Here is a 26,049-nt window from a genome sequence, read left to right as displayed (position 1 = left end):
CGAGGGACTTTTGAGGCAACAGGAAAGGTCCCTCGCTGCGCTCGGGATGACACCGAGCGTCAGCACATGACTTCCCCCCTCCTCGAGGTCCGCGACCTGCGGACCGAGTTCCGTTCCGCCGGCAGCGTGTTCGCCGCCGTCGACGGCGTCTCCTTCGCCCTGGCGCCGGGCGAGACGCTGGGCATCGTGGGTGAATCGGGATGCGGCAAGTCGGTGACGTCGCTGTCGATCATGCGGCTGGTCCCCAACCCGCCGGGCCGCATCGCCGCCGGCGAGATCCGGCTGGAGGGCCGCAATCTCCTCGACCTGCCCGAGTCGGAGATGCGCGCGGTACGCGGCGACGCGGTCTCGATGATCTTCCAGGAGCCGATGACCAGCCTCAACCCGGTCCAGACGGTCAGCGAGCAGATCGTCGAGGCGATCCTGCTGCATCGCCCGGTCTCGGCGGCGGCGGCGCGGGCGCGCGCGCTCGAGATGCTGCGGCTGGTGAAGATCCCCTCGCCCGAGACGCGGCTGGACGAGTACCCGCACCAGCTCTCGGGCGGCATGCGCCAGCGCGTGATGATCGCCATGGCACTGGCCTGCGATCCCAAGATCCTGATCGCCGACGAGCCGACGACGGCGCTCGACGTCACCATCCAGGCGCAGATCCTCGACCTGCTGCGCGATCTGCGGGAACGGACCGGCACGGCCATCATGCTGATCACCCACGACCTCGGCGTCGTGGCCGAGCTCGCGCACCGCGTGATCGTGATGTACGCCGGACGCGTCGTCGAGGAGGCGCCGGTAGGCGCCCTTTTCGCCGACCCGCAGCATCCCTACACGCTCGGCCTGCTGGGCTCGATCCCGCGCCTGGGCAGCGACGGCGACGAGCGGCTGACCGCGATCGAGGGCGTCGTGCCCAACCCGTTCGCCCTGCCCCCGGGCTGCCGCTTCAGCCCGCGCTGCCCGCTGGCCGATGCCCGCTGCCGCGCCGAACCGCCCGTCCTGCGCGAGATCACTGCCGGCCATCGCGCCGCCTGCTGGAAGGCGCCCCTCGACCTGTCGCTCGCCGCAGCGGCCGCGTCGTGAGCGAGCCTCTCCTCTCCATCGCCGGCCTCACCAAGCACTTTCCGGTGAAGCGCGGCATCGTCTTCCAGAGCACCGTCGGGACGGTGCGCGCGGTCGACGGGCTGAGCTTCGACGTGGCGCCGGGCGAGACATTGGCGCTGGTCGGCGAATCCGGCTGCGGCAAGTCGACGACCGGCCGCATGGTCCTGCGCCTGATCGAGGCCACCGCCGGCACCATCCGCTTCGCCGGCCGCGACGTGCGGGCGCTCGACCGCCGGGCGCTGCGCGACCTCAGGCGGGACATGCAGATCATCTTCCAGGATCCCTATGCCTCGCTGAACCCGCGCCTCACCGTGGGCGACACGCTGGCCGAGCCCCTGCGGCTGCACGGCATCGCCTCGGGCGCCGCCCTGCGCCGCCGCATCGACGAGCTCTTGCGCGAGGTCGGCCTGTCGGCCTGGCATGCGCTGCGCTATCCGCACGAGTTCTCGGGCGGCCAGCGCCAGCGCATCGGCATCGCCCGCGCGCTGGCCTCGCAGCCCAGGCTGATCGTCTGCGACGAGCCCGTGTCGGCGCTCGACGTGTCGATCCAGGCGCAGGTCGTCAACCTGCTGCAGGACCTGAAGCAGCGGCTCGGCCTGTCGTACATCTTCATCGCCCACGACCTCGCGGTGGTGCGCCATATCAGCGACCGCGTCGCCGTGATGTATCTCGGCAAGATCGTCGAGCTCGGTCCCAAGCGCAGCCTGTTCGCGAGGCCGCGCCACCCCTACACCCAGGCGCTGCTGTCGGCCGTGCCGGTTCCCGACCCCACCGCCCGGCGCGAGCGCATCCAACTCGCGGGCGACGTGCCAAGCCCGCTCAATCCGCCGCCCGGCTGCCGCTTTCACACCCGCTGCGCCTATGCCCAGGAGCGCTGCCGGGCGGAGGAGCCGGCGCTCCGGCCGGTCGGCGACGAGGGCCAGGTCGTCGCCTGCCACTTCGCCGAGAGCATCACGGCCGCCGGCCTGGTCCCCGAGTCCGAGCCGCCCTATGCCCGCCGGCTGGCGGCCCTCCGGAAGCTCGCACAGCCCGAAGCGGCCGCCGGTTAGAGCGGCTTGCAATAGATCGGACATCCCTGCCTTTGGCATCGAGCGTTCGGCCGATTGCGACCGAACGCTCGATGCTTCAGCGAAGTCCATTGTGCCTCCACCACCCGCAGGGCAGGCTAAGGACGCCAATGCTTTGGGGGGAAGATGACAAGGGGACATCCTGATGGCGGCCGTTGGGCCATCGCTCGCGGCCCCAGCGACGGCGCGCGCCGAGGTCATCGACATGACGGCGATCACCCAGCGGGTGTCGGCGGGTGACGCGATGAACGACATCCGGCCCTTCCGCATCGCCGTCGCCGACGAGGTGCTCGACGATCTCCGGACGCGCCTGCGCCGCACCCGGTGGCCGGAGCGCGAGACGGTCGCCGACTGGAGCCAGGGCGCGCCGCTCGCCTGGATCCAGGAGGTCTGCCGCCATTGGGCCGAGCAGTACGACTGGCGGCGGCGCGAGGCTGAGCTCAACCGCTTCGCCCAGTTCGTCACGCCGATCGACGGGCTCGACATCCACTTCATCCATGCCCGTTCGCCGCATCCCGGCGCGATGCCGCTGCTGATCACCCACGGCTGGCCCGGCTCGATCGTCGAGTTCCACAAGGTGATCGAACCCCTGGTCGACCCGCCGGCGCACGGCGGCGAGGCGGCCGACGCCTTCCACGTGATCTGCCCCTCCCTCCCCGGCTTCGGCTTCTCGGGCAAGCCCGCGACCACGGGCTGGGGCGTCGATCGCATCGCCGCCACCTGGGCCCGGCTGATGGAGCGGCTGGGCTATGCGCGCTACGGCGCGCAGGGCGGCGACTGGGGCTCGGCGGTGACGACGGCGATCGGTGCGCTCGATGCCGCGCACTGCGCCGGCATCCACATCACGCTCGCCATGTCGGCGCGCCCCAATGTCGTCGGCGAACCCACGCCCGAGGAAGTGCGGGCCCTGAACGGCATCAAGTACTACGCCGAACGGGATTCGGGCTATTCCAAGCAGCAGTCGACGCGGCCGCAGACGCTGGCCTATGGCCTGACCGATTCGCCGGCCGGACAGGCCGCCTGGATCCTCGAGAAGTTCTGGGCCTGGACCGACTGCGACGGCCATCCCGAGACCGTGCTGGGCCGCGACGAGCTTCTGGACAACGTCATGCTCTACTGGGTGACGGCGACGGCCGGCTCCTCGGCCCGGCTCTACTGGGAGAGCTTCGGCCCCGACCGCCGCACCCGGCATCAGGTCGACGTGCCGACCGGCGTCGCGGTGTTTCCCAAGGAGATCGTGACGCCGGTGCGCAAATGGATGGAAGGTTCCTTCGCCAACATCTCGCACTGGCGCGAGATGCCGAAGGGCGGCCATTTCGCTGCCTTCGAGCAGCCGGCCCTGTTCGTCGAGGACGTGCGCCGCTTCTTCCGGACGCTGCGTTAGCTCATACTCTTCTGGACTGCGCGCCTCCCGGCGCGCTCATGAGCAAGAGCGAGCGTGGACGCTCGCGGTCCAGAAGATCATGCGGTCGGCACGCCGGACGTCGTCGAATACTCGAAGTGAAGCGGCGTCTCGGGATGGATCAGCGCATAGGCCGAGCGTGCGGCGATGGCGGCCTCGGCGAAGCCGGTCAGGATCAGCTTCAGCTTGCCGGGATAGGTGACGATGTCGCCGATGGCGAAGATGCCGGGCTTGCTGGTCGCGGCCGTCGCCGCCTCGACGGCGATCTGGTTGTGCTCCAGCGCGAGCTGCCAGTCGGCGATCGGCCCCAGCGACATCGAGAGCCCGAAGAACGGCAGCAGCGCATCGGCCTCGAGGCGCTTCACGTCGCCGTCGAGGGTCGCGACCGTCACCGCCGTGAGCTGGCCGTCGGCGCCTTCCAGCCCATGCAGCTGATAGGGTACGACCAGATCGAGCCCACCTTCCTTCGCCAGCGCCTGCAGGCGCGCCTCGCTCTCCGGGGCGGCGCGGAACCGGGCGCGGCGATGGACGACCGAGACGCGGGCCGCGATCTCCGACAGCGACAGCGCCCAGTCGACGGCGCTGTCGCCGCCGCCGGCGATCACCACGCGCTTGCCGCGGAAGGCCTCGCGCTGGGTCACGTAGTAGAACACGCTGCGGCCCTCGAACGCCTCGATGCCGGCCAGCGGCGGCCGGTTCGGCCCGAAGGCGCCGACGCCGGCGGCGACGATCACCGCCCGGGCCTGGATCACCGTGCCCTTCGAGGTCGTCACCTTCCAGAAGCCGCCGGTCAGGGGCTCCAGCGCCTGGACCTGCTCGCCGAGATGGTAGACCGGCCGGAAGGCGGCGGCCTGGGCCTTCAGGCGCACCACCAGCTCGGCCGCCTCGACGCGCGGGAACCCGGGAATGTCGTAGATCGGCTTCTCGGGGTAGAGGGCCGTGCACTGGCCGCCGACATCGTCGAGGACGTCGACGACGTGGCAGTTGAGCCGCACCATGCCGCACTCGAACACGGCGAACAGGCCGACGGGGCCCGCCCCCACGATCACGACGTCGGTCTGGTGCATGTGTCCGCTGGCCATGGGCTGAACGTGGCGAAGAGAGTCCACAAAATAAAGCCCCAGACTGGGGGGTTCAGGTCGGCGGCGCGCCGACCCAGGGCGAATAGCTGGCGTACATGCGGGCCGCGCGCTCCAGCGCAGCACGCGACAGGCGAACGCCCTCGACCGTGACCTCGGTGACGCCGGGAACCGGCATCAGCTTCTGGCGGATTCCCAGCACGTAGGTCGTGGACTTGAGCGCACAGCCACGGCAGGCGCCCTGGTATTCGAGCCTGACCTCGCCGGCCGGCGTCACCTCGATCAGCTCGACGCCGCCGCCGTGCACCGCCAGCAGCGGCCGGACCTGCGTGTCGAGCACTTCGATCACGGTCGTGGTGAGATCGTCGATCATACCGCCGCCAGCTCCCGCTTCTTCTTCTCGAGGTCGATGCCGAACAGCTTTGCCTGGTTCTCGCCCAGGATGCGGCGCTTGTCGGTCTCGGTGATCTCGGGGAAGCCGTAGCGCTCCTGCAGTTCCTCGTCGATCTGCATGTTCCAGAACCACTCGATGACCGGCTGCGGGTTGCCGAGCAGCGGGCATTCCGAGCCCCACAGGATACGGTCGGAGCCGATGTCGCGCAGGATGCGGCCGAGATACATCTTGAACTCCCAGGGCGCCACCACCGGCAGGTTCATGGTGCCCGACAGCACCAGGTGCACGTTGGGGAAGCGCTCGGCGATGAACACCGTTTCCTCGAAGTAAGGGAGCGCGAGGTGGTGCAGGCCGAAGATCATGTCGGGGAAGTCCATCGCCGCCTGCTGCAGGTCGAGCGGGCTCAGATCTTCGAGCTTGGCCCGCGTGATCGGGAAGCCCTTGTGGAACTGCAGGACCTTGACACCGAGCGAACGCGCCTTCTCGAACAGGGGATAGGCGATCTTGGGATCGTCGGCCCGCCACGACTTGCCCTCGAGGTGGCCGGTATAGAACTTGAAGGAGACAGCACCCCACTCCTTGACCTGGCGCTCCATCTCCTCGCAGGCCGCTGCGACACTGGGGTAGCCCGGATCGACACCGCCACAGAACAGCGTGCGCTCGGGGAACGCCTTGCAGAAATCGTACTGCGCGCGCACCGGAGCGAAGCCGTCCTTGTAGACGTCGTAGAGGACGACGGCCTGCGCCATCGCCATGTCGGTCGAGCTGTCCTCGAACAGCATCTTGCCGAGCTCGGGCGAGGTCCAGCGCTTGGCGAACGCGCTGTAGGGGTCGGTGATGCCGGCAGCCTTGTCCTGCCCCTTTGGCCGCTTCTGCTTGCCGATGGTGAGATGCCAGTGGCGGTCGGCGTCGTTGTCCGGTCGCTTCAGGTTGTCGTCCGACAGGTCGTACATGTGCACGACATTGTCGAAGACGAAGACATCGCCGTTCAGCATTTCGGTTCTCCCATCTCGTGCCGAGGACAAGGCGTCCCACGCCCTGCGGCCACCAAGTCAGTGAAAACCATTTCACACCGATCGCAAATAGGCATGCCGGCGCACCGGATGGCCCGTTGTGGGGCACATCCGGCGGCCAAGTCATCGAAAGGTTGGTAGCTGGGGGCGGACTTGAACCGCCGACCCCGGCATTATGAGTGCCGTGCTCTAACCAGCTGAGCTACCCAGCCATGGGTGCGCGGTATTAAGGGCAGCGCGCGCTCGCTGTCAAGAAACGCCCGGCCGGCCGATTTCTCGCCCAATGCAGGGTCCCGTCAGGCCGCGAATCGCCGGATGAAGCCGCCGCCCAGCACGCGGCTGCCGGTCTCGGCATCGTAGACGACACAGGCCTGGCCGGGCGAGACGCCGACTTCCGGCTCGGCGAAGCGGACGACAGCCCCCGCGGGATCGCCGTCGGCCGACAATTCGATCTCGGCCGGCCGAAGGGCCTGCGAGGAGCGGACGCGCACCTGCACCGGCATGGAGCCCGCGGTGCGCGGTCCCAGCCAGTTCACGTCGTGCAGGGCGATCTCCTGGCGGCCGAGCGCCGAGCGCGGGCCGACCACGACGCGCCGAGCCTCGGGCTCGAGACGCACGACGTAGAGCGGCTCGTTCCCGGTGCCCTCGCGGTCGCCCAACGCCAGGCCGCGACGCTGGCCGACGGTGAAGCGCACGATGCCGTCGTGGCGGCCCAGCACCCGCCCCTCCAGGTCGACGATGTCGCCCGCCTCGACGGCGTCCGGCCGCAGCCTGCGCACGACCGAGGCATAGTCGCCGTTCGGCACGAAGCAGATGTCCTGGCTGTCCGGCTTGTCGGCGACGGCCAGCCCGAAGCGCTCGGCCAGCGCCCGCGTCTCGCTCTTGGGCAGGTCGCCCAGGGGGAAGCGCAGCAGGTCGAGCTGCTCGGCCGTCGTGCCGAACAGGAAGTAGCTCTGGTCGCGCGCCGGGTCGGCGCCGCGATGGAGTTCCGGCCCCGCCTCGCCCGCCACCCGCCGGACATAGTGGCCGGTCGCCAGCGCCTCGGCGCCCAGCTCGCGGGCCGTGCGCAGCAGGTCGCGGAACTTGACGGTACGGTTGCAGGCGATGCACGGGACCGGCGTCTCGCCGCGCAGGTAGGACTCGGCAAAGGCGTCCATCACCTCGGCCCGGAACCGGCTCTCGTAGTCGAGGACGTAGTGCGGGATGCCGAGCGTCTCGGCGACGGTGCGGGCGTCCTGGATGTCCTGGCCGGCGCAGCAGGCCCCGGCGCGGCCCACCGCGACGCCGTGGTCGTAGAGCTGCAGGGTGATGCCGACGACGTCGTAGCCCTGCTCCTTCAGGAGCGCCGCCGTCACCGACGAATCGACGCCGCCCGACATGGCGACGACCACGCGGGTGTCGCCCGGCGCCTTGTCGATATCGAGGGAGTTGAGGGCCATGACGGGGCCTATATAGGCCTCCCGCCCGCGGCCGGCCACCTCGGGTCCCTCAGGGACCCGAGCCCGAAACCCGGCCGGCTAGTAGTCGCGATAGCCGGTGTCGCGCACGGCCTTGGCCGTGCCGTTGCGGTCGTAGACGATCGCCACCCGGTCGCCCATCTGGATGTCGCCGTCGTCGGGCTGGGCGATGACCACGCGCTGGCCGTTGTCCTTCTGGACCGTGACCTGGATGCCGCGGCGGGTCGAGTTCTGGTCGATCGCCGTGCCGGCGATGCCGCCGGCCACCGCGCCGAGCAGGCCGCCGACCACCGCGCCGCCCACCGAATTCGTCGTCGCCGCACCGATCGCCGCGCCGCCCGCGGCACCGATGCCGCCGCCGACCAGCGTGCCGTCGCTGACGCCGGAGTTGCGCGTCCGGACCGGCACTTCCGTGATGCCGACCACACGACCCGTCTCACCGCGATAACCGCCGGCGGCCGAGGTGTTGACGACGCCGGGCTGCACGCCGCCGCCGTTGCAGGCAGCAAGCCCGCTCACCAGAGCCAGCGGCACGAGAACGCTGAGCAACCACTTGCCGACCATCGAACGTCCTATCTCCGAAGCGTAGTAGAAGTAGAGAAACGCGCCAGCGTCAGTCCGGGTTGCGGGTCGTGTCGCGCACCGCCTGGGCGACGCCCTGCCGGTTCTGCACGATCTGCACCCGGTCACCCAGCTGGATGTCGCCGTCGTCGCGCTGCGCGATCGTCACCTGCTGGCCGTCGTCGCGCTGGACCACGACTTCGATGCCGCGGCCGGAGCCGCGCTGGCCGTCGGCGATGCTGCCGGCGATGGCGCCGCCCACCATGCCGAGCACCGCGCCGACGATGCCGCCGCCCAGGGTCTGGCTGGTGATGGCACCCAGGGTGGCGCCGCCGGCCGCGCCGATCAGGCCGCCCATGAAGGCGCCGTTGCCGCCGCCGCCCGACCCCGGGCCGGCCAGCGGCACCTCGCGGATGGACACGACCCGACCGCTGTCGCCCACGCCGCCGGCATAGCTGCCCTGGGGCGGGACGTTGGACGGCGGATAGGAGGGCTGGGACGGATAGGTTTGCGAGGGATAGGCCTGCGACGGATAGGCGGCGGTCTGCACGGGCTGCCCCGTGCTGCTGACCCGCGTCGCGCCATAGGGTCCCCCGCTATTGTAGGTCCCCGGATAGCTCCCAGGGGGAGGGCTGCCATAGGCCCCGCCAGCCGGTCCGCTTGGCGCGCCGGACGTGTAGACGATGCCGGGCTGAACGGCATTGGACGCGCAGGCGCCCAGACCGACGGCCAGCAGCAGCGGCAGTACCAGAACGCGAATGCCCCTCATCCGACCCTCCCAGTGGAACACTGTATACGGGTGAATTTTCGGCCGAATTGCGGCAGATCAGTCGCGTTCCTCGATCCAGGCCGCCTGGATGGCCTCCAGGATCTTCTCGTTCGACTTGTTGGGATCGTCGCCGAAATCCGGCAGCTCCATCACCCAGCGATGCAGGTCGGTGAAGCGCAGGTTGACGTTGTCGGCGTCGGGATGACGCTCCTCGAGCTCGATGGCGATGTCGCGCACGTCGGTCCAGCGCAGCTTGCCCGGCATCGGTCCCTCCTACTTGTCGACCATCATGTTGCGGGTCGCCGCCGGCAGCCTCACCACCAGCCCGTCGAGCGCGTCGGTCATGCGGATCTGGCAGCCCAGGCGCGACGTGTGGGTGAGCCCGAAGGCGAGATCGAGCATGTCCTCCTCGTCCTCGCTGGCCGGGCCGAGCTGGTCGAACCAGTCCTGCTCGACGATGACGTGGCAGGTCGAGCAGGCCAGCGAGCCCTCGCAGGCGCCCTCGATGCCGATCCCGTTGCGATGGGCGATCTCCAGCACGCTCAAGCCAAGCGGCGCATCGACCTCCTTGCGCGAGCCATCCTTCAGCACGAACGTCATCTTCGGCATCCCGCCAACTCCCGTCACTCGCCCGCCGGATCGGCCACGCGGCCTTCCAGCTCCGTCACCGACCGGCCCGACAGCGCCTCGCGGATGCCACGATCCATCCGCCGTTCGGCGAACGGCTTGGACAGCGTCTCGAGCGCTTCGGCCGCCGCGTTGATCGCCTCGCGGTCCTCGCCCGCCATCGCCTCCTCCAGCCGCGCCCGCCCGGCGTCGAGCGCGGCGCGCTCGCCCTGGTCCAGCAGGCCGCCATCGCGCGCAAGGGCGGCGTCGAGCGCGAGCAGGTTGCGCCGGGCCTCGACCCGCGCCTCCGTGAGGAGGCGCAGTGTCATGTCCTCCTCGGCATGGTCGAGGCTGTCGTAGAGCATGTCCGCCATGTCCTCGTGGCTGAGCCCATAGGACGGCTTCACCTCGATGCGCTGCTGCACGCCCGTCGTTCGCTCCTCGGCCGCCACCGTCAGCAGGCCGTCGGCGTCGACGGCGAAGGTGACGCGGATGCGCGCGGCCCCGGCGGTCATCGGCGGGATGCCCAGCAGCTCGAAGCGGGCCAGGCTGCGGCAGTCGCCCACCATCTCGCGCTCGCCCTGGACGACGTGGATCGCCATCGCGGTCTGGCCGTCCTGGTAGGTGGTGAAGTCCTGCGCGAGCTGCACCGGGATCGGCGTATTGCGCGGCACGATCTTCTCGACGATGCCGCCCATCGTCTCGAGGCCGAGCGACAGCGGCGTGACGTCGAGCAGCAGCGTGTCGCCGCCGCCGGTCAGCGCCTCGGCCTGCAGCGCCGCGCCCAGCGCCACGACCTCGTCGGGATCGATGTCGGTGAGCGGCGGCTTGCCGGCGAGGCCGGCCACCGACTGGCGCACCAGCGGGACGCGCGTCGAGCCGCCGACCAGCACGATGCCCTGGACCTCCGCCGCGGTGATGCCGGCGTCGGCCAGCACGCCGCGCGCGATGTCGATCGTGCGCCGCACGAGGGCCTCGATCATCGCCTCGAACTCGGGCCGGGTGAGCGCGTGGAACGACGGCACGCCGGCAATCTCGAGGCGGCCCGAGGCCTGGTCGCGCTCCGTGAGCTGCTCCTTCATGGTCCGGCCGAGGGCAAGGGCAGTCTTCACCGCGCCCTCGTCCAGCCGGTCGGCCAGCCCGTCCTTCTCCCGCTCCGTCAGCATGCGCTCGGCGATCGCCTTGTCGAAGTCGTCGCCGCCCAGCGCCGTGTCGCCGCCGGTCGCCAGCACCTGGAACACGCCCTTCTCCAGCCGCAGCAGGGAGAAGTCGAAGGTGCCACCGCCCAGATCGTAGACCGCGTAGAGTCCCTCGGCACCCTTGTCGAGGCCGTAGGCCAGCGCTGCCGCCGTCGGCTCGTTGACAAGGCGGAGGACCTCCAGCCCGGCAACCCGGGCGGCGTCGCGCGTCGCGGTGCGGGCGGCATCGTCGAAATAGGCGGGCACGGTGATGACGGCCCGCTCGACGGGCTTGTCCAGCGCCGCCTCGGCGCGCTGCCGCAGCGTCTTCAGGATCTCGGCCGAGATCTCGACCGGCGAGCGCGCCCGGCCGCCGATTCGCAGCTTCACCATGTCGGTGGCGCCGCTGCCCGGCTCGATCGCGTAGGGCAGCACGCCGGCGACGGCGGAGACGTCCTCGGCGCCGCGGCCCATCAGGCGCTTCACCGACGCCACGACGTTGGCGGGCTCCTCGGCCAGCAGCCCACGCGCCGCGTCGCCCACCAGCACGCCGCCGGCCGTCGGGTAGGCCACGACGGAGGGCACCATCGCCTTGCCGGTTTCGTCGTGCAGGGCGGCGGGCTTGCCCTCGCGGGCGATCGCCACCACGGAGTTGGTCGTGCCGAGATCGATGCCGACCGCCAGCGAGCCCTCGCCGGCATGCGGCAGCGGCGTCTCGCCCGGCTCGTGGATCTCCAGCAGCGTCATGTCCTAGACCGTTCTCCGAGACCGTTCGATGTTTGCCCGCCGCGCCCCCGCCTCCTCGACGAACTTGTCGAGGTAGCGCAGGCGCAGGAGCGCCTTTCTGATGGCAGGCTTGTCGCCTGCCAAGAACAAACCGCCGAGGGCCGCGAGCGCCTCGCGCCTGTCGTCGCGCGCCTGGGCCGCCAGCGCATCGACGGCCTCGGCCGACGACGCCTCGTGCAGCGCCTCGCGCTGCTCCATCGCCTCCATCAGGAGCTCGGGGTCGTCGATCGTCTTGCCGTCGCCCGGCAGGTCGACGCCCTCGAGGGACGCGAGATAGACCGCCCGCGACAGCGGATCCTTCAGGGTGCGGTAGGCATCGTTCAGGGCCGCCGCCTCCACGGAGGCCCGCGCCCGCTCCTCAGGCGGCCTGGCGACGAAACGGTCGGGATGCCACTGCCGCTGGAGCGCGAAATAGGCCCGGTCGAGCGCGGCGGGCTCCAGCTCGAGCGCCGCCGGCAGGCCCAGCCGCGCGAAGTGATCCATGACCGTCAGACGTGGAAGGACTCGCCGCAGCCGCAGCGTCCCTTCTCGTTGGGATTCCTGAACACGAAGCCCGACTTCATCTGCTCCTCGGCATAGTCCATCTCGGTGCCGATCAGGAACAGCGACGCCTTGGGATCGATCATCAGCTTGACGTCGCCCGCCTCGACGATCTCGTCCATCGGCTGCTGCGCATCGGCGAACTCGAGCGTGTAGGAGAGGCCCGAGCAGCCCTTGCTGCGCACACCGATGCGGATGCCGGCCGTCGGCTTGCCGCGTCCCTCGATCAGCCCCTTGATGCGCTCGACGGCCGCCGGCGTCACCGTCATGACCTGCGGGCGCGGACGGCGGGCCCGCGGAGCGGGCGCCGGCGACGCGGCAGGCTTGGTCGTCGTCGTGTCGGTCGTCGTGCTCATTGGCAACTACTCCGCGGCCTCGCACTTCTTGGCGGCCTTGGCCCGGTAGTCGGCGATGGCCGCCTTGATGGCGTCCTCGGCCAGCACCGAGCAGTGGATCTTCACCGGCGGCAGCGCCAGGTGTTTGGCGATGTCGGTGTTCTTGATGGTCTCGGCCTCGTCGATCGACTTGCCCTTGACCCATTCGGTGACGAGCGAACTCGACGCGATCGCCGAGCCGCAGCCGAAGGTCTTGAACTTGGCGTCCTCGATCAGCCCGTCGGCGCCGACCTTGATCTGCAGCTTCATGACGTCGCCGCAGGCCGGCGCGCCGACCAAGCCGGTGCCGACATCCTCGGCGCCCTTGTCGAACGAGCCGATGTTGCGCGGGTTCTCGTAGTGATCGATCAGCTTGTCGCTGTAAGCCATGGCTCTCTCCTACTCTTCCGGCCGCTCAGTGGGCCGCCCATTCGATGGACTTGATGTCGATGCCTTCCTGGGCCATTTCCCAGAGCGGGCTCATCTCGCGCAGTTTCTTGACGTGGCGCACCAGTTCGTCGACCGCCGTGTCGACCTCGTGCTCGGTCGTGAAGCGGCCGAGCCCGATGCGCAGCGAGGTGTGCGCCAGTTCCTCGTCGACGCCCAGTGCCCGCAGCACGTAGCTCGGCTCCAGCGACGCCGAGGTGCAGGCCGAGCCCGAAGACACGGCGAGGTTCTTGATGCCCATCATCAGCGACTCGCCCTCGACATAGGCGAAGCTGATGTTGAGGTTGCCCGGGATGCGGTGCTCGAGGTCGCCGTTGACGAAGATCTCCGGCAGCTTGTCCTTCAGGCCCTTCAGCATCCGTGCCTGCAGCTTGGCCAGGCGCTGGGCCTCGGCCTCCATCTCGTTCATCGCGATCTCGGCCGCCGCGCCCAGTCCGACGCAGAGCGGCGTCGGCAGCGTGCCCGAGCGGAAGCCGCGCTCCTGACCACCACCGACGATCAGCGGCACCAGCCGCACCCGCGGCTTGCGCCGCACGTAGAGCGCGCCGATGCCCTTGGGACCGTAGATCTTGTGGCCCGAGATGCTCAGCAGGTCGATGTTCATCGCCTCGACGTCGATCGCGATCTTGCCGACCGCCTGGGCCGCGTCGGTGTGGAAGAAGGTCTTCTTCTCGCGGCAGATCTTGCCGATCTCGGCCAGCGGCTGGATGACGCCGATCTCGTTGTTCACCGCCATGACCGAGACGACCACCGTCTTGTCGGTGATGGCCGCGCGCAGCGCGTCGAGATCGACCAGCCCGTTCTTCTGCACCGGCAGGTAGGTCACCTCGAAGCCCTGCTGCTCGAGATGGCGGCAGGTATCGAGCACGCACTTGTGCTCGGTCACGGTGGTGACGATGTGGTTCTTGCGGTCCTTGTAGAACTCGGCGACGCCGCGGATGGCGAGGTTGTTGGACTCGGTGGCGCCGGAGGTGAAGATCACTTCCTTCTCGTCGGCCCCGATCAGCTTCGCGACCTGCGCGCGCGCCTTCTCGACCCCCTCCTCGGCCTCCCAGCCATAGGCGTGGCTGCGCGAATGCGGATTGCCGAACTGGTGCGTGAAGTACGGCATCATCGCTTCCAGGACGCGCGGATCCATCGGCGTCGTGGCCTGGTAGTCGAGGTAGATCGGCTGGTCGTTGCGCCGGATCTGGGTCTGGATGGTCATACTAACCCCTTGAAATTCCTAGGCTGCCCGGGCTTCCGTCATATCCGACTTTCCTACTCGGATATATAGATCCCGCCACGCCGCGATCAAGCGATCAATGTCGGACTCTTGCGAGTTCCATCCCGAGCTGACGCGGATGGCGCTGCCCGCCGTCGCGTCGTCCAGCCCCATGGCGGCCAGCACCGCCGAGCGGTGGACCTTGCCCGAGGAGCAGGCCGAGCCGGCGCTGACGCCGATCCCGGCCAAGTCGAGTGCCATCACCTGGGTCTGCGCGGTCACGCCGGGCATCGAGACGCACGTCGTGTTGGGCAGCCGCCGGACGCCGGCACCGTGGATGCACGCCGCCGGCGCGATACCGCGCAGGGCCGTCTCCAGGTGCTCGCGCAGCGTCACTTCGAGCCCGGCTCCTGCCGCCTCCGCGGCCGCGCCGAAACCCACGATGCCCGACAGGTTTTCCGTGCCGGCGCGGCGACCCGCTTCCTGTCCGCCGCCGAGGCGGCTGGCGGTGAACGGCGCGCCCGCCCGGACGACCAGGGCACCGACCCCGGTCGGCCCGCCCAGCTTGTGGGCAGCAAGGCTGAGATAATCGATGCCGATGCCGTGCAGGTCGACGGCGACCTTCCCCGCGGCCTGGACGGCGTCGCAATGGACCAGCGCACCCGCGGCGCGGGCCAGACGGACGATCTCGGCCATCGGCTGGACGACGCCCGTCTCGTTGTTGGCGAACATCACCGAGACCAGGGTGGGCGCGTCGGAAGCCGCAAGCGCCCGCTCGAGCGCCGCGAGGTCGACCACGCCGTCGCCGTCGACGGCCACGACCGTGCCCTCGGGGGCTGCCTTCAGGACGCTCTCATGCTCGATCGCGGAGACCAGCAGGCGGCGGCGCCCGGCGCCGGCCAGCGCCATGTTGTTGGCCTCGGTGCCGCCCGAGGTGAAGACGATCTCGGCCGGCAGGGCGCCGACCAGGGCAGCCACCTGGCGGCGCGCCGCCTCGACCAGCCCGCGCGCGCGCCGTCCGGCCGCATGCACGGCCGAGGGATTGCCGCCCGTCCTCAGCGCCTCGACCATGGCGTCGAACGCCGCCGGCCGCAGCGGGCTGGTGGCGTTGTGGTCGAGGTAGACGAAGGCGGCCATCGCCGGCGGCCTCAGCTTGCCGCGGCCATGGAGGAGTCGGACGTCGCCGGGTTCGCCGCGTTCGGCGCCTCGCTGAGGGGCGGCGCCAGGCGGCGCTCCAGCACGTCGAGCAGGGTGACCGAGCTCAGGAAGGCATGGATCTGGTTGCCGAGCTCCTCCCACAGGTCGTGGGTGAGGCACTTGCTGCGGTCGGCCCGGCAGCCGCTGGCCCCCATCTCGGTACAGCGGGTGGCGGTGATCGGCTCGTCGACCGCCAGGATGATCTCGGAGACCCGCGTCTCGGCCGAGCCGCGGGCCAGCCGGTAGCCGCCGCCAGGCCCGCGCACGCTCCGGACCAGGCCGGCCCGGCGCAGGCGGGCGAAAAGCTGCTCGAGATAGGACAGAGAGATTTCCTGCCGCGTCGCGATGTCGGACAGGGAAACGGGCTTGGCCTGCGCATGCCGCGCCAGATCGACCATCGCCATTACGGCGTAACGACCCTTGGTGCTGAGCTTCACAGCATCCTCCTCGTGCCGGCAGATGCCGGCCCTTCCAGTTCACACCGCCTAAAGGTCTTGAAAACCAAGGCGTTACTACGATATTGCCAACCCCCATACAGGGATCTGGGGAAAAACCAACCAATTGGCTCAGGTTTAGTAAACCCGAGCAGGTTGGTCAAGTATCAAGATTCCCCAGGAAAACCAGTCCTCCAGCCGCTAGCCGGCGGCCCAGAAAGCTGGCCAATAATGAAGGAAAGATCCGGAGCCTAGATGCCTGACGTGATGTTCACCGGCCCGGAGGGTCGCCTCGAAGGCCGCTATCACCAGAGCAAGGAAGAACACGCGCCGATTGCGCTGATTCTCCATCCGCATCCCCAGTACGGCGGGACGATGAACCACAAGGTGGTGTTCTCGCTGTTCCACGTGTTCGTCAACCGGGGCTTCTCGGTGCTGCGCTTCAACACGCGCGGCGTGGGCCGCAGCCAGGGCCGCTTCGACAACGGGCTGGGCGAGCTGAGCGACGCGGCCGCGGCGCTCGACTGGCTGCAGAACATGAACGCGGACGCCAAGTCTTGCTGGATCGCGGGCTACTCGTTCGGCGCCTGGATCGGCATGCAGCTCCTGATGCGCCGGCCCGAGATCGACTGCTTCGTCTCGGTGGCGCCGCCGGCCAACTCCTACGACTTCGCCTTCCTCGCCCCCTGCCCGTCGTCCGGCCTGATCGTCGGCGCCGAGCGCGACGAGGTCGTGCCGCAGGCCGACATCCAGAAGCTGGTCGCGCGGCTGTCGCTGCAGAAGGGCATCACGGTCGAATCGCGCACCATCAAGGGCGCCAACCACTTCTTCCACGATTCGCTCGACAAGCTCGCGATCGACGTCGATCGCTACGTCGCTAAGTGCCTGGTCAATCCGCCCGGCCGCGCGACGAGCAACAAGGAGCCCTAAGGCATGATGAGATTGGCTGGAAACAGTCAATCTCTTCGTGGCCTCTCGCAGCCCAAGGATTCGAGGCTCGTTCCGGGGCGTCATCCGAAAACGGAATCGCGTTCGCCACGATTCCGCGGAACGCCCCTTTAACCATTGGTGCCGTTGCATTTTCCGACGTCGGTGCGGGAATGCCCTGTCGCTCGAAAAGCGACACGACGACATCACCTGTTCCTTGGATCGCCGGACCGAGGCGCAGTTCGAACGAAGATGCGCGCGTCCCGGAGCCTGGCGAACGGGCGCGCTGAAAAGACCGATCGACGATGAATAGAACGGGGATGCTGCTAGAGCAGCATAGCATAACTGCAGTTCTTTTTCATCGGCTACGAAGGCGCCCGCCGGGCAGGTCCGATCGCCGAGATCAAGGCTCGTCGAGGCGGCCGCCGGTCAGCGGACGCGGCGCGCCGGTCGTTCCCGGAAAGCTGATCGGCAGGCCGCGCAGCGAGCGAACGGCGAGGAAGGCGAAGGCCTGCGCCTCGAGCGCATCGCCATCCCATCCCAGGGCATCGGCCGTCAGCACGCGGCCCCGCGTCTCCGCGGCGATGTCCTCGAGCAGCGTCGGATTGCGCGCGCCGCCACCCGCGACGACCCATTGCGCCACCGGCGCCGGAAAGTGCCTTGCGCCGAGCGCGATCGCGCGCGCGGTGCCGCGGGTCAGCGTCGCCGCACCGTCGGCGACGCTGAGCCCGTCGGCCCAGGAATCGTTGAAGTCGCCGCGGTCGAGCGACTTGGGCGGCTTCAGGCCGAAGTAGCGGTGCTCACCGAAGCGCTCGACGCGCGCCCGGTCGACCTTGCCGGCGGCCGCGAGCGCACCGTCGCGATCGAAGGGCTGTCCGGCGCGGCGGGCGCACCAGTCGTCGAGCGGCCCGTTGCCGGGTCCGGTGTCGAAGGCGAGCAGCGTGCCGTCGGCGCCGATCCACGTGACATTGGCAACGCCGCCGATATTCACCACCGCCAGCGGCCGGGCGAGGTCGTGGGCCAGCGCCGCATGATAGACCGGCACCAGCGGGGCGCCCTGCCCGCCCGCCGCGACATCGGCCGACCGCAGGTCGCTCACCACCTTCACGCCGATCGTGCGGGCCAGGACCGCGCCGTCGCCGATCTGCCAGGTGAACCGGCGCTCGGGGCGATGGGTGATGGTCTGGCCGTGGAAGCCCACGACATCGAGCGACGCGAGGTCGACACCGTTGGCCGCCGACCATTGCCGCACGGCCTCGACATGCGCCTCGGTGACCGCCCTCCCCGCATCGGCCGTGACGGCGTCGGCGGTCTCGCGGCCGAACGCCGCCCGGATCCGCCGCCGGACGTCGTCGGGATAGGCAACGGTGAGGAAGGGCCCGAAATCCGCCACGCGCTCTCCGTCGGTCTCGATCAGGGCCACGTCGACGCCGTCGACGGAGGTGCCACTCATCAGGCCGAGCGCACGCAGGGTGGGTGAGGACATGGGCCGGCGGTCCGTTGAGAGGCGGGCGGCCCCGTGTTACACCCCCGGCCCTTCACGGACAAACGGCGCGGGTGGCGCGACAGGCTAGGCGATGACGGTCTTCAAGTCGGATTTCATGCGGATCGTGCACGAGCGCGGCATGGTGCATCAGTGCAGCGACGCGGCGCGGCTCGACGAGCTGCTCGCGAGCGGATCGCGCACGGCCTATATCGGCTTCGACTGCACGGCCGATTCGCTGCATGTCGGCTCGCTCCTCCAGATCATGATGCTGCGCTGGTGGCAGAAGACGGGGCACAAGCCGATCACGCTGATGGGCGGCGGAACGACCAAGATCGGCGATCCTTCGTTCCGCGACGAGGCGCGTCCGCTCCTCACCGACGATCAGATCGATGTCAACATGGCGGGTATCCGAAAGGTCTTCTCGAAGTACCTGACGTTCGGGGACGGCCCGACCGACGCGATGATGGTGAACAACGCCGACTGGCTCGACACCCTGCTCTACATCCCCATGCTGCGCGAGGTCGGACGGCATTTCTCGGTCAACCGGATGCTCAGCATGGATTCGGTGAAGCTCAGGCTGGAACGCGACCAGCCATTCAGCTTCCTCGAGTTCAACTACATGATCCTGCAGTCCTACGATTTCGTGGAGCTGTTCAAGCGCCACGGCTGCATCATGCAGATGGGCGGATCGGACCAGTGGGGCAACATCGTCATGGGCGTCGACCTCGGGCGACGTCTCCAGAGTGCCGAATTGTTCGCGGTGACGACCCCCCTGATCGCCACCTCGTCCGGCGCCAAGATGGGCAAGTCGATGGCCGGCGCGGTCTGGCTGAACGCCGAGCGCGTGTCGCCCTATGACTTCTGGCAGTACTGGCGCAACACCGAGGATGCCGATGTCGGGCGCTTCCTCAAGCTGTTCACGGAGATGCCGCTGGACGAGATCGCGCGTCTGGAAGCTCTGAGCGGGCAGGAGATCAACGAGGCCAAGAAGATCCTGGCAACCGAGGTCACTGCCCTCGCCCATGGCAGGCAGGCGGCCGACGAGGCGGCGGAGACGGCCCGTCGGACATTCGAGGAAGGCGACCGTGCCGATTCGCTGCCGACCGTCAACGTTCCGCGCATGCGGCTGGCCGCCGGCATCCCGGCCTTCGAGCTCCTGCACGAGGCCGGCCTGGCGGCGAGCCGCAACGAGGCGCGCAAGCTGATCAAGGGTGGCGGCGCCCGCCTCAACGACCGGCCGATCGCCAGCGACACGGCCGTCGTGGGCGATGGCGACCTCGATACGTCGGGCACGCTCAAGCTGTCGGCCGGCCGCAAGCGCCACGTGCTGGTGAAGGCGGCGTAGGCAGGTCGCCGGACCAAGCTAAGGCGCGCGCTGCGACTCCGGCGTGGTCGGCGGCTGGGTCGGCCCGGAGGGGCCGGGGGGGCCGGACGCCGCGCCTCCGCCGGTGAAGATCTCGCGCAAAGCACCCGGCGTCACCGCCGACATCATGTTGACGTCGGTCTGCAGGTCGTCGAGCGGACCATGCAACTGGTAGGAGACGGCGAAGACACCGCCGTCCTTTCCGCCGGTCAGCAGCGGCCCGAGCAGCGGCACGTTCGACAGGAGGTTGTTCAGCGCGAAGGCCGGCACCACGACGCCGTTCAGGCGCGCGGTGTCATTGCCGAGATCGACGTAGCCCTGCGCCGTCAGGCCGATCGACTGTCCGCTCGTCCGGCCGTTCTTGATGGCGATCCGGTCGCCCTGCCTGGAGATGTTGGCGTCGAGCCCGTCGAACTGCTGCAGCGCGTTGCCGGCTCGGCTCAGCCCGTCGATCGCCGAGTTCAGGGTGCCGATGTTGGGGCGCGGCGCCACCTTCTGCAGCCTGTAGGGACCGAGCTTGAGGAAGCCGTCGAGCGGCGAGCCCGCCGTCACGTCGTCGTACTGGCCCTCGATGTGCAGATAGCCGTTGACCAGGCCGTCGAGCCAGCCGGCCTCGCGCAGCATGGTGCCGAAATCGGCAACGTAGAAGAAGAGCTTGCGGCCCTGCCCGGCGGGCGACACGCGGAACGTCGAGCCCTTGCCGGCGCCGATCGACAGGTCGGCGAAGCTGATCCGGTCGCCGGCAAGATCGAGCCGGCCGTTGACGTAACCCACCGAGCCGCGCTCGGTCAGGACCTGCTGCAGCTTCAGCGTCATGCGGGTGAAGGCCTGCGCCGCCGCCGGCGCACTCCCGGGATTGCGCGCCGCCATCGCGTCCCGCTCCTTCAAGAGGGCGCGCACGCGCGGCATCTCGAGCGTCGCGCCCTGGAGCGACAGCTCGACGCCGCCCGGCTGGCGGGTCCAGCTTCCGGCCACGTCGGTCCGGCCGAGACGAAACTGCTGCAGGGTGGCCTGCTGCAGGGCGTTGTCCCCGGCAAAACGCAACGTGCCCTTGGCCGTCAGCCCGCTGCCGCGGCCGTCGAAGTCCACGGTCGAGAGCTTGCCCCCGGCGGCGAGCTTCATCGTCGCCTGGACAGTCCCCTCGGCGCCGGCTGGCTTGGACCAGTCGATCGGCGGGAGGGAGGTCTGGGCCCCGCGGAGGTCGAAGCGGCCGACCACCTCGCCGGTGCCGTTGGTCGCCACCTGGTAGGAGATCGCGGTGCCGATCGGGCCGGTGACGTAGGGTTCGAGCGGAGGAAAGCCCGCCTTCGCGACCAGCGCCGCCGGCAGCGTTCCCTTGAGCTCGTAGCGCTGGCGGAACGGCACCTTGGCGCCGAACATCTCGCGCCAGCCGATCTCGACCGGCGTGCCATCGAGCTTGCCCGTCCCCGAGACGGCGAGCTCCGACTCGACGTAGTTGATCTTCACCGATGCGTCCGTGAGGTCGACGGCACCGATCGCCCCCTTGAGCGAGAACTGGCTCAGCGTGGCGTCGGCCTTGATCTCCAGGTCCTCGACGGCGAGCGCGTTCAGCAGGGGAAAGTGCAGGGACACGTCGATCGCGACGGTGCCGCCCAGCCGGCGATAGTCGTACAGGACCTCCTTCGGCAACCCGAGCTTGGGCCGGGCCAGGAAGCGGACGACATCCTGCGCCGCCCCCGTGATCGGGATGCGGATGCTGGCGTATTGCGGCGGCGGATCGTTGAGATCCTTGAGATCGATGGTGGCGCCGGTGACCGTCAGCCCCACCGCGCTGCCGGTGGCGACATCGAAGTGCAGGCTCCCGCCCTCGTAGCGCGCCGTGCCGGACACGCCCTCGAGCTCGGGCATGTGGGGCATGTAGTGGACCTTCAGGCCCCGGTAGTCGATCATGCCGACCAGGCGATCGACCCTGGTCTGCTCCAGGTCGTTTCCTGCGGTACTCAGGGCGAAATCGGCCGCGACGTCGATCTCGCCCAGGCTGAGATTGGCCAGCGCCCAGTCCCGGCCGCCGGCCGCGAACTCGAGCGGCCAGTAGTCGCCGAGATGGTCGACCGGGATTTGCCGGACCTCGGCGCGTCCGGTGAAGGTCTGGCCCTCCGGCTTCCGCTCGCCCAGGCCGCTGATCTTGACCTTGGCCGCACCGAACTCGAAGTCGGCCCGCTCGATCCTGGCGGTGTTGCTGGCGGTATCCATCGTTGCCTGGAAGTTGACGGCCTTCACGGCATGGCTGGCCGGCAGGACGCCCGGCAGGGTCACCGTGCCGTCGGGTCCGCTGACGTCGACCGTGACGTGACGAACGTCGCCCTCGCCGTCGGCGTCTATACGTAGCCGGCCGGACAGCGCGACATTGAAGCCGCGCAGCAGCGCCACGTCGGGCGACAGGTCGGCCAGCATCGACGGTTTGAACCCCTCGACCCCGAGCTCGAGCTTGATGTGGCTGCGATCCCGCGCATAGACCCCCGACAGCGAGACGTCGACGAAATTGCCGGCGTCGCCGGTGATGCGGGCCTGCGCCCTGATCCTGACACCGGCTTCATCGCGCTTGAGCTGGGCCCAGGCCGCCGGCGCCATCCAGGTGATGCCGCTCTTGAGGTCGCGCAGGGTGACCTTCGCATCCTGGATCTCGATGACGTCGAGCTGGCCGATCAGGGACTTGTAGTTTGGCTCGGCCAGCAGCTGCTCCATCAGGATGGCGACCGCCTTGCCCTCGGTGTCGGAGTCGGAGTGCGTGAAGATCCGCTGCAGCATGCCGCCTTCGCGCGCCAGGTCGGCTTCGATGGTCGGCCGCTGGATGGTGATCGAGGTGGGCAGCAGCATGCCCTGGAAGACGCTGCGGGCGTCGAAGGTGAGCGAGGCACTGGGCGCGGCGGCAACGACCTGCCCCTGCGGATTCGTGAAGTGCAGGCCGGTGAAGACCACGCGCATCGGCTGGCTGATGCCGCCCCATTCCAGCGTTATGCGGTCCGCATCTGGCCTGTAGTCGTTCCCCGGCACGTCGGCGGCCGCCAGGATCCGCGCCTTCAGGAACTCAAGGTCGACCGGTCCTTCCATCAGGCGAAGGGCGGCCACCACGACCACCGCAACCACGGCGAGGACGAGGACGACGACGACCCGCGAGATCACCCGAACCGTTCGCTTGACCAAGGACCTGTACTTCCGCTTCTTGACGTTGGCGACTCGCCTGGGCGAGCGTGCCGCCGGACCCCGACAACTTTACTGACGCTCTCGCCGCATGTCTTGGCTCTCGACCATCCGCCTGCCACGGCCACACGACAAGGCGCGCTGCGACGTGGCATGGACGCGCTGGAACGAGACGGCGGCTAAGTCCGGCGACCCGACGGAAACGGCCTTGCTCGATGCCCTGTTCGGCAACAGCCCGTTTCTCACCGAGGTTGCCTTACAAAGCCCGAATTTTATGACCGATCTGTGGCGTCGCGGCCCGGACGCCGTCCAGGCCGACCTCGCCGAAGCGCTGGCCGGGGTCCGCCGGGACGCGCGCGCAGGCGCCCTGCCCGATGCCGTCGCCACCAGCCTGCGCCGGCTGAAGCGGCAGACGGCGCTGGCGATCGCCGTGGCCGACATCGCCGGGGTCTGGCCGCTGGAGCGCGTCACCGGCGAGCTCAGCGCCTTCGCCTCGGGCTGCCTCGCCGCCCTCACCGAGGCGATCCTCCTGCAGCTCGCCCGCGACGGCCAGCTCGCCATCGGCGACGACCCCGAGGCGGCCGCCTTCACCGTCCTCGGCATGGGCAAGCTCGGCGCCGGAGAGCTCAACTACTCGAGCGACATCGACCTCATCCTGCTCTACGACCGCGATGCCCCCGCCCTCGCCGACAACGAGCAGCTGTCCCGACATTTCGTGCGGGCCGCGCGGATGCTGGTCCAGCTCATGTCGGAGACCTCGGCCGACGGCTACGTGTTCCGCACCGACCTGCGCCTGCGACCCGACCCCGGCTCGACGCCGCTGGCCCTCTCGGTCCAGGCGGCCGAGCTCTACTACGAGAGCGTGGGCCAGAACTGGGAACGGGCGGCGATGATCAAGGCGAGCCCGGTAGCCGGGAACCGGGCGGTGGGTGAAGCCTTCCTGCGCGACCTCACGCCCTACATCTGGCGCAAGCACCTGGACTTTGCGGCCATCCACGACATCCACTCGATCAAGCGGCAGATCAACGCCCATCGCGGCGGCGCCACGGTCAAGGTGCTGGGCCACAACGTCAAGCTGGGACGGGGCGGCATCCGCGAGATCGAGTTCTTCGCCCAGACCCAGCAGCTCATCTTCGGCGGCCGCGATCCTTCCCTGCGCCTGCGCGGCACCTGCGAATCGCTGCGCGCGCTGGCCGCCGCCGGCCATGTCGAGGCGGGCACCGCGGAGGAACTAATCGAGGCCTACGGGTTCCTCCGGCGGGTCGAGCATCGGCTCCAGATGGTCGACGACCGGCAGACGCACAGCCTGCCCGCCGACGAGGCCGGCGTCGCCGCTCTGGCGACCTTCCTGGGCTACGATGACCGGGCCGCCTTCGAGGACGACCTGCTCGAGCGGCTGCGCTGCGTCGAAGGCCACTATGCGCGGCTGTTCGAGGAGGCGCCGAGCCTCGCCGGCCCGGGCGGCAATCTCGTCTTCACCGGCACCGACGACGATCCCGGCACGCTGGCAACCCTGCGCGCGCTCGGCTTCAGCGATCCGTCGGCCGCCGCCGGCATCGTCCGCCGCTGGCATCACGGCCGGTTCCGCGCCACCGCGACGGCGCGGGCGCGCGAGCTGCTGACCGAGCTGATGCCGGGGCTGCTGAAGGCGCTGGGCGAGACGGCCGCGCCCGACCAGGCGCTGCTGAACTTCGACCTCTTCCTCGGCAACCTCCCGGCGGGAATCCAGCTCTTCTCGCTGTTCAAGGCCAACCCGGCGCTGCTCGAGCTGGTGGCGACGATCATGGGCAGCGCGCCGGGCCTCGCCGCCCATCTCGCGCGCCGCACCCTGCTGCTCGACGCCGTTCTGTCGCCGGACTTCTACCGGTCCCTGCCGCCCGCCCCCGAGATGCAGGGGGACCTCGCGGCCCAGCTCGCCCGCGTGGACCACGAGCAGGACATTCTCGACGCGGCCCGCCGGTGGGCCAACGACCGCCGCTTCCAGGTCGGCGTCCAGCAGCTCAAGGCGATCGTGCGGCCGGCCCGCGCCGGCACAGCCTATGCCGATATCGCCGGCGCCACGATTTCCGCCCTGTGCGAGCGCATCGAGGGCCGCTTCGCCGAGGCCCATGGCGGGTTCGGCGGCCAGCGGCTGGCGGTCCTGGGCCTCGGCAAGCTCGGCAGCCGCGAGATGTCGGCCACCTCCGACCTCGATCTCATCTTCGTCTACGACATTCCGGCCGGCATGGAGGCGTCGGACGGCCAGCAGCCGCTGGCGCCGATCCAGTACTACACGCGCCTCAGCGCCAAGATCGTCACGGCGCTGACCGCGCATACCAACGAGGGGCCGCTCTACGAGGTCGACATGCGGTTGCGCCCTTCCGGTCGTGCCGGCCCGCTGGCCAACTCGCTCGAAGGGTTCGAGACCTATCACGCCCAGTCGGCCTGGACCTGGGAGCACATGGCCCTCACGCGCGCTCGGGTCATCCACGGGCCGGCCGGCCTGGTGGAGCGGCTGGCCGACATCGTCAGGAGCACGCTCTGCCGGCCGCGCGATCCGCTCGCCCTGGTTCGCGACGTGGCCGACATGCGCGACCGCATCGCCCAGCATGCGCCGGCCAAGAGCCGCTGGGATTTCAAGCACCTGCCGGGCGGGCTGTTCGACATCGACTTCGTCGCCCAGTACCTGGCGTTGCGCCACGCCGCCCAGCGCCCGGACCTGCTCGATCCGCATCCGGCCGAGATGCTGCGCCGCGCCGCGGCGGCCGGCGTCATCGAGCAGGGCGACGCCGAGCGGCTGCGCGCCGTTCGCACTCTCCTGTCGGACGTGCAGAGCATGCTGCGCCTCACCCTGGACGGCGACGAGGCCGCCTTCGACGACGGCCGTGCGCCCGAGGGCCAGCGGCGCCTGCTGGCGGCCACCGAGGGAGCCGCCGACTTCGAGGAGCTGCGGTTACGGATCGATGCCGAAACCGCCGCGGCGCGTGCTATATACGCGCGGCTTGTCGAGGAACCGGCGCGCGAGGCGGGCTGGAAGCCGCGACGCGAGCTTCAGGGGAGCGACAGATGAGCGTCGAAGCGGGCCGGAAGGCTCCGGATTTCACCGCCAGGACCGATGGCGGCAAGAAGCTGAAACTGTCGGACCTCAAGGGCAAGCCGGTGGTCCTCTACTTCTACCCGAAGGACGACACGCCGGGCTGCACCGCCGAGGCCTGCGGCTTCCGCGATTCCCTTCCCGCCTTCGGGAAGCTCAAGGCCCAGGTCGTCGGCATCTCCAAGGACAGCGTCGAGAAGCACGACAAGTTCAAGAAGAAGTACGAGCTCACCTTCCCGCTGGTGTCCGACGAGGACGGCAAGATCTGCGAGAAGTATGGAACCTGGGTGGAGAAGAGCCTCTACGGGCGCAAGTACATGGGCATCGAGCGCGCGACCTTCCTGATCGACAAGACCGGCACGGTCGCCCGCGTCTGGCACAAGGTGAAGGTGCCGGGCCATGTCGACGAGGTCCTGGAAGCGCTCAAGGCCCTGTAGC

General features: G+C 69.5%; 24 protein-coding genes and 1 tRNA gene. 7 read left to right on the top strand and 18 right to left on the bottom strand.

Features of this window, described 5'->3' with window-relative positions; all coding sequences use genetic code 11:
- Positions 1 to 66 precede the first annotated feature (66 nt).
- The 3 genes from ACO073_RS14045 (at position 67) to ACO073_RS14035 (ending at position 3,543) form a co-directional block, all read left to right on the top strand.
- A complete protein-coding gene (locus tag ACO073_RS14045) occupies positions 67 to 1,071 on the top strand; it encodes an ABC transporter ATP-binding protein (RefSeq protein WP_421998109.1) in 1,005 nt (334 codons plus the stop codon).
- Positions 1,068 to 2,141, top strand: coding sequence for an ABC transporter ATP-binding protein (locus ACO073_RS14040; RefSeq protein ID WP_421998107.1), 1,074 nt, complete (start codon positions 1,068 to 1,070; stop codon positions 2,139 to 2,141). The genes ACO073_RS14045 and ACO073_RS14040 overlap by 4 nt, the downstream gene beginning before the upstream one ends.
- 262 nt (positions 2,142 to 2,403) lie before the next feature.
- A complete protein-coding gene (locus ACO073_RS14035; protein ID WP_422002137.1) occupies positions 2,404 to 3,543 on the top strand; it encodes an epoxide hydrolase family protein in 1,140 nt (379 codons plus the stop codon).
- Positions 3,544 to 3,620: 77 nt separating this feature from the next.
- On the opposite strand, the gene ACO073_RS14030 is transcribed toward ACO073_RS14035, so the two are convergent.
- The 16 genes from ACO073_RS14030 to ACO073_RS13955 all read right to left on the bottom strand — a co-directional run bounded on the left by ACO073_RS14030 (position 3,621) and on the right by ACO073_RS13955 (position 15,603).
- Complete coding sequence (locus tag ACO073_RS14030) at positions 3,621 to 4,643, bottom strand: NAD(P)/FAD-dependent oxidoreductase (RefSeq protein WP_421998106.1); 1,023 nt, start codon at positions 4,641 to 4,643, stop codon at positions 3,621 to 3,623.
- A 52-nt stretch (positions 4,644 to 4,695) separates the two neighbouring features.
- Entirely contained in the window at positions 4,696 to 5,013 is a 318-nt protein-coding gene (locus ACO073_RS14025) for a NifU family protein (RefSeq protein WP_421998105.1), read from the bottom strand.
- On the bottom strand, positions 5,010 to 6,029 hold the full coding sequence (locus ACO073_RS14020) for an amidohydrolase family protein (protein ID WP_421998104.1): 1,020 nt from the start codon (positions 6,027 to 6,029) through the stop codon (positions 5,010 to 5,012). The genes ACO073_RS14025 and ACO073_RS14020 overlap by 4 nt, the downstream gene beginning before the upstream one ends.
- Before the next feature lie 153 nt (positions 6,030 to 6,182).
- Positions 6,183 to 6,259: transfer RNA gene (locus ACO073_RS14015), tRNA-Met, on the bottom strand.
- A gap of 84 nt (positions 6,260 to 6,343) precedes the next feature.
- Positions 6,344 to 7,486 (bottom strand): tRNA 2-thiouridine(34) synthase MnmA, encoded by a 1,143-nt coding sequence (mnmA, locus tag ACO073_RS14010; RefSeq protein ID WP_421998103.1) that lies wholly within the window; start codon positions 7,484 to 7,486, stop codon positions 6,344 to 6,346.
- A 78-nt stretch (positions 7,487 to 7,564) separates the two neighbouring features.
- A complete protein-coding gene (locus ACO073_RS14005; protein ID WP_421998102.1) occupies positions 7,565 to 8,068 on the bottom strand; it encodes a hypothetical protein in 504 nt (167 codons plus the stop codon).
- Positions 8,069 to 8,117: 49 nt separating this feature from the next.
- Positions 8,118 to 8,834: a hypothetical protein gene (locus ACO073_RS14000; RefSeq protein WP_421998101.1), complete on the bottom strand. Its 717-nt coding sequence runs from the start codon at positions 8,832 to 8,834 to the stop codon at positions 8,118 to 8,120.
- A gap of 57 nt (positions 8,835 to 8,891) precedes the next feature.
- Positions 8,892 to 9,098 (bottom strand): Fe-S cluster assembly protein IscX, encoded by a 207-nt coding sequence (gene iscX, locus ACO073_RS13995; RefSeq protein WP_421998100.1) that lies wholly within the window; start codon positions 9,096 to 9,098, stop codon positions 8,892 to 8,894.
- A gap of 9 nt (positions 9,099 to 9,107) precedes the next feature.
- Positions 9,108 to 9,443 (bottom strand): ferredoxin family 2Fe-2S iron-sulfur cluster binding protein, encoded by a 336-nt coding sequence (locus ACO073_RS13990; protein ID WP_421998098.1) that lies wholly within the window; start codon positions 9,441 to 9,443, stop codon positions 9,108 to 9,110.
- A gap of 14 nt (positions 9,444 to 9,457) precedes the next feature.
- Positions 9,458 to 11,365: a Fe-S protein assembly chaperone HscA gene (gene hscA / locus ACO073_RS13985; protein ID WP_421998097.1), complete on the bottom strand. Its 1,908-nt coding sequence runs from the start codon at positions 11,363 to 11,365 to the stop codon at positions 9,458 to 9,460.
- A gap of 3 nt (positions 11,366 to 11,368) precedes the next feature.
- Positions 11,369 to 11,887: a Fe-S protein assembly co-chaperone HscB gene (gene hscB, locus ACO073_RS13980; protein ID WP_421998096.1), complete on the bottom strand. Its 519-nt coding sequence runs from the start codon at positions 11,885 to 11,887 to the stop codon at positions 11,369 to 11,371.
- A 5-nt stretch (positions 11,888 to 11,892) separates the two neighbouring features.
- Entirely contained in the window at positions 11,893 to 12,300 is a 408-nt protein-coding gene (locus tag ACO073_RS13975) for a HesB/IscA family protein (protein WP_421998095.1), read from the bottom strand.
- A gap of 6 nt (positions 12,301 to 12,306) precedes the next feature.
- Entirely contained in the window at positions 12,307 to 12,708 is a 402-nt protein-coding gene (gene iscU / locus ACO073_RS13970) for a Fe-S cluster assembly scaffold IscU (protein WP_421998094.1), read from the bottom strand.
- A 25-nt stretch (positions 12,709 to 12,733) separates the two neighbouring features.
- Positions 12,734 to 13,972 carry an IscS subfamily cysteine desulfurase gene (locus ACO073_RS13965; RefSeq protein WP_421998093.1) on the bottom strand — a complete coding sequence of 413 codons (1,239 nt, stop codon included), beginning with the start codon at positions 13,970 to 13,972 and terminating at the stop codon, positions 12,734 to 12,736.
- Positions 13,973 to 13,990: 18 nt separating this feature from the next.
- Positions 13,991 to 15,106 (bottom strand): cysteine desulfurase family protein, encoded by a 1,116-nt coding sequence (locus ACO073_RS13960; protein ID WP_421998092.1) that lies wholly within the window; start codon positions 15,104 to 15,106, stop codon positions 13,991 to 13,993.
- An 11-nt stretch (positions 15,107 to 15,117) separates the two neighbouring features.
- A complete protein-coding gene (locus ACO073_RS13955; protein WP_421998090.1) occupies positions 15,118 to 15,603 on the bottom strand; it encodes an Rrf2 family transcriptional regulator in 486 nt (161 codons plus the stop codon).
- A gap of 252 nt (positions 15,604 to 15,855) precedes the next feature.
- On the opposite strand from ACO073_RS13955, the gene ACO073_RS13950 reads away from it, so the two are divergent.
- Positions 15,856 to 16,530, top strand: coding sequence for an alpha/beta hydrolase (locus ACO073_RS13950; protein ID WP_421998088.1), 675 nt, complete (start codon positions 15,856 to 15,858; stop codon positions 16,528 to 16,530).
- 400 nt (positions 16,531 to 16,930) lie between these two features.
- On the opposite strand, the gene ACO073_RS13945 is transcribed toward ACO073_RS13950, so the two are convergent.
- Positions 16,931 to 18,013, bottom strand: coding sequence for an anhydro-N-acetylmuramic acid kinase (locus tag ACO073_RS13945; protein ID WP_421998086.1), 1,083 nt, complete (start codon positions 18,011 to 18,013; stop codon positions 16,931 to 16,933).
- Positions 18,014 to 18,104: 91 nt separating this feature from the next.
- On the opposite strand from ACO073_RS13945, the gene tyrS reads away from it, so the two are divergent.
- Positions 18,105 to 19,358 carry a tyrosine--tRNA ligase gene (tyrS, locus tag ACO073_RS13940; RefSeq protein WP_421998084.1) on the top strand — a complete coding sequence of 418 codons (1,254 nt, stop codon included), beginning with the start codon at positions 18,105 to 18,107 and terminating at the stop codon, positions 19,356 to 19,358.
- A gap of 18 nt (positions 19,359 to 19,376) precedes the next feature.
- On the opposite strand, the gene ACO073_RS13935 is transcribed toward tyrS, so the two are convergent.
- Positions 19,377 to 22,541, bottom strand: coding sequence for a DUF3971 domain-containing protein (locus ACO073_RS13935; protein ID WP_421998082.1), 3,165 nt, complete (start codon positions 22,539 to 22,541; stop codon positions 19,377 to 19,379).
- Positions 22,542 to 22,629: 88 nt separating this feature from the next.
- Between ACO073_RS13935 and ACO073_RS13930 the strand changes: the two genes are divergently transcribed.
- Positions 22,630 to 25,587: a bifunctional [glutamine synthetase] adenylyltransferase/[glutamine synthetase]-adenylyl-L-tyrosine phosphorylase gene (locus tag ACO073_RS13930; RefSeq protein ID WP_421998080.1), complete on the top strand. Its 2,958-nt coding sequence runs from the start codon at positions 22,630 to 22,632 to the stop codon at positions 25,585 to 25,587.
- Positions 25,584 to 26,048, top strand: a complete 465-nt coding sequence (gene bcp, locus ACO073_RS13925; protein WP_421998078.1) for a thioredoxin-dependent thiol peroxidase — start codon at positions 25,584 to 25,586, stop codon at positions 26,046 to 26,048. Before ACO073_RS13930 ends, bcp begins: the two co-directional genes overlap by 4 nt.
- Position 26,049 lies beyond the last annotated feature (1 nt).

This window comes from Reyranella sp. (genome assembly GCF_965229815.1).
In the GTDB taxonomy this organism is placed as follows: domain Bacteria; phylum Pseudomonadota; class Alphaproteobacteria; order Reyranellales; family Reyranellaceae; genus Reyranella.
This window is presented reverse-complemented; position numbering and strand designations above follow the sequence as displayed.

What these genes read in the sequence shown, in the direction of transcription:
- hscB (WP_421998096.1), bottom strand. Translation starts at nt 11,887, where the DNA reads ATGGATCACTTCGCGCGGCTGGGCCTGCCGGCGGCGCTCGAGCTGGAG.
- ACO073_RS14005 (WP_421998102.1), bottom strand. Translation starts at nt 8,068, where the DNA reads ATGGTCGGCAAGTGGTTGCTCAGCGTTCTCGTGCCGCTGGCTCTGGTG.
- ACO073_RS14020 (WP_421998104.1), bottom strand. Translation starts at nt 6,029, where the DNA reads ATGCTGAACGGCGATGTCTTCGTCTTCGACAATGTCGTGCACATGTAC.
- ACO073_RS14025 (WP_421998105.1), bottom strand. Translation starts at nt 5,013, where the DNA reads ATGATCGACGATCTCACCACGACCGTGATCGAAGTGCTCGACACGCAG.
- ACO073_RS13960 (WP_421998092.1), bottom strand. Translation starts at nt 15,106, where the DNA reads ATGGCCGCCTTCGTCTACCTCGACCACAACGCCACCAGCCCGCTGCGG.
- ACO073_RS13930 (WP_421998080.1), top strand. Translation starts at nt 22,630, where the DNA reads ATGTCTTGGCTCTCGACCATCCGCCTGCCACGGCCACACGACAAGGCG.
- mnmA (WP_421998103.1), bottom strand. Translation starts at nt 7,486, where the DNA reads ATGGCCCTCAACTCCCTCGATATCGACAAGGCGCCGGGCGACACCCGC.
- tyrS (WP_421998084.1), top strand. Translation starts at nt 18,105, where the DNA reads ATGACGGTCTTCAAGTCGGATTTCATGCGGATCGTGCACGAGCGCGGC.
- ACO073_RS13965 (WP_421998093.1), bottom strand. Translation starts at nt 13,972, where the DNA reads ATGACCATCCAGACCCAGATCCGGCGCAACGACCAGCCGATCTACCTC.
- ACO073_RS13950 (WP_421998088.1), top strand. Translation starts at nt 15,856, where the DNA reads ATGCCTGACGTGATGTTCACCGGCCCGGAGGGTCGCCTCGAAGGCCGC.
- ACO073_RS14030 (WP_421998106.1), bottom strand. Translation starts at nt 4,643, where the DNA reads ATGGCCAGCGGACACATGCACCAGACCGACGTCGTGATCGTGGGGGCG.
- iscX (WP_421998100.1), bottom strand. Translation starts at nt 9,098, where the DNA reads ATGCCGGGCAAGCTGCGCTGGACCGACGTGCGCGACATCGCCATCGAG.
- ACO073_RS14045 (WP_421998109.1), top strand. Translation starts at nt 67, where the DNA reads ATGACTTCCCCCCTCCTCGAGGTCCGCGACCTGCGGACCGAGTTCCGT.
- ACO073_RS13975 (WP_421998095.1), bottom strand. Translation starts at nt 12,300, where the DNA reads ATGAGCACGACGACCGACACGACGACGACCAAGCCTGCCGCGTCGCCG.
- ACO073_RS14000 (WP_421998101.1), bottom strand. Translation starts at nt 8,834, where the DNA reads ATGAGGGGCATTCGCGTTCTGGTACTGCCGCTGCTGCTGGCCGTCGGT.
- ACO073_RS13945 (WP_421998086.1), bottom strand. Translation starts at nt 18,013, where the DNA reads ATGTCCTCACCCACCCTGCGTGCGCTCGGCCTGATGAGTGGCACCTCC.
- iscU (WP_421998094.1), bottom strand. Translation starts at nt 12,708, where the DNA reads ATGGCTTACAGCGACAAGCTGATCGATCACTACGAGAACCCGCGCAAC.
- ACO073_RS14035 (WP_422002137.1), top strand. Translation starts at nt 2,404, where the DNA reads ATGAACGACATCCGGCCCTTCCGCATCGCCGTCGCCGACGAGGTGCTC.
- bcp (WP_421998078.1), top strand. Translation starts at nt 25,584, where the DNA reads ATGAGCGTCGAAGCGGGCCGGAAGGCTCCGGATTTCACCGCCAGGACC.
- hscA (WP_421998097.1), bottom strand. Translation starts at nt 11,365, where the DNA reads ATGACGCTGCTGGAGATCCACGAGCCGGGCGAGACGCCGCTGCCGCAT.
- ACO073_RS13990 (WP_421998098.1), bottom strand. Translation starts at nt 9,443, where the DNA reads ATGCCGAAGATGACGTTCGTGCTGAAGGATGGCTCGCGCAAGGAGGTC.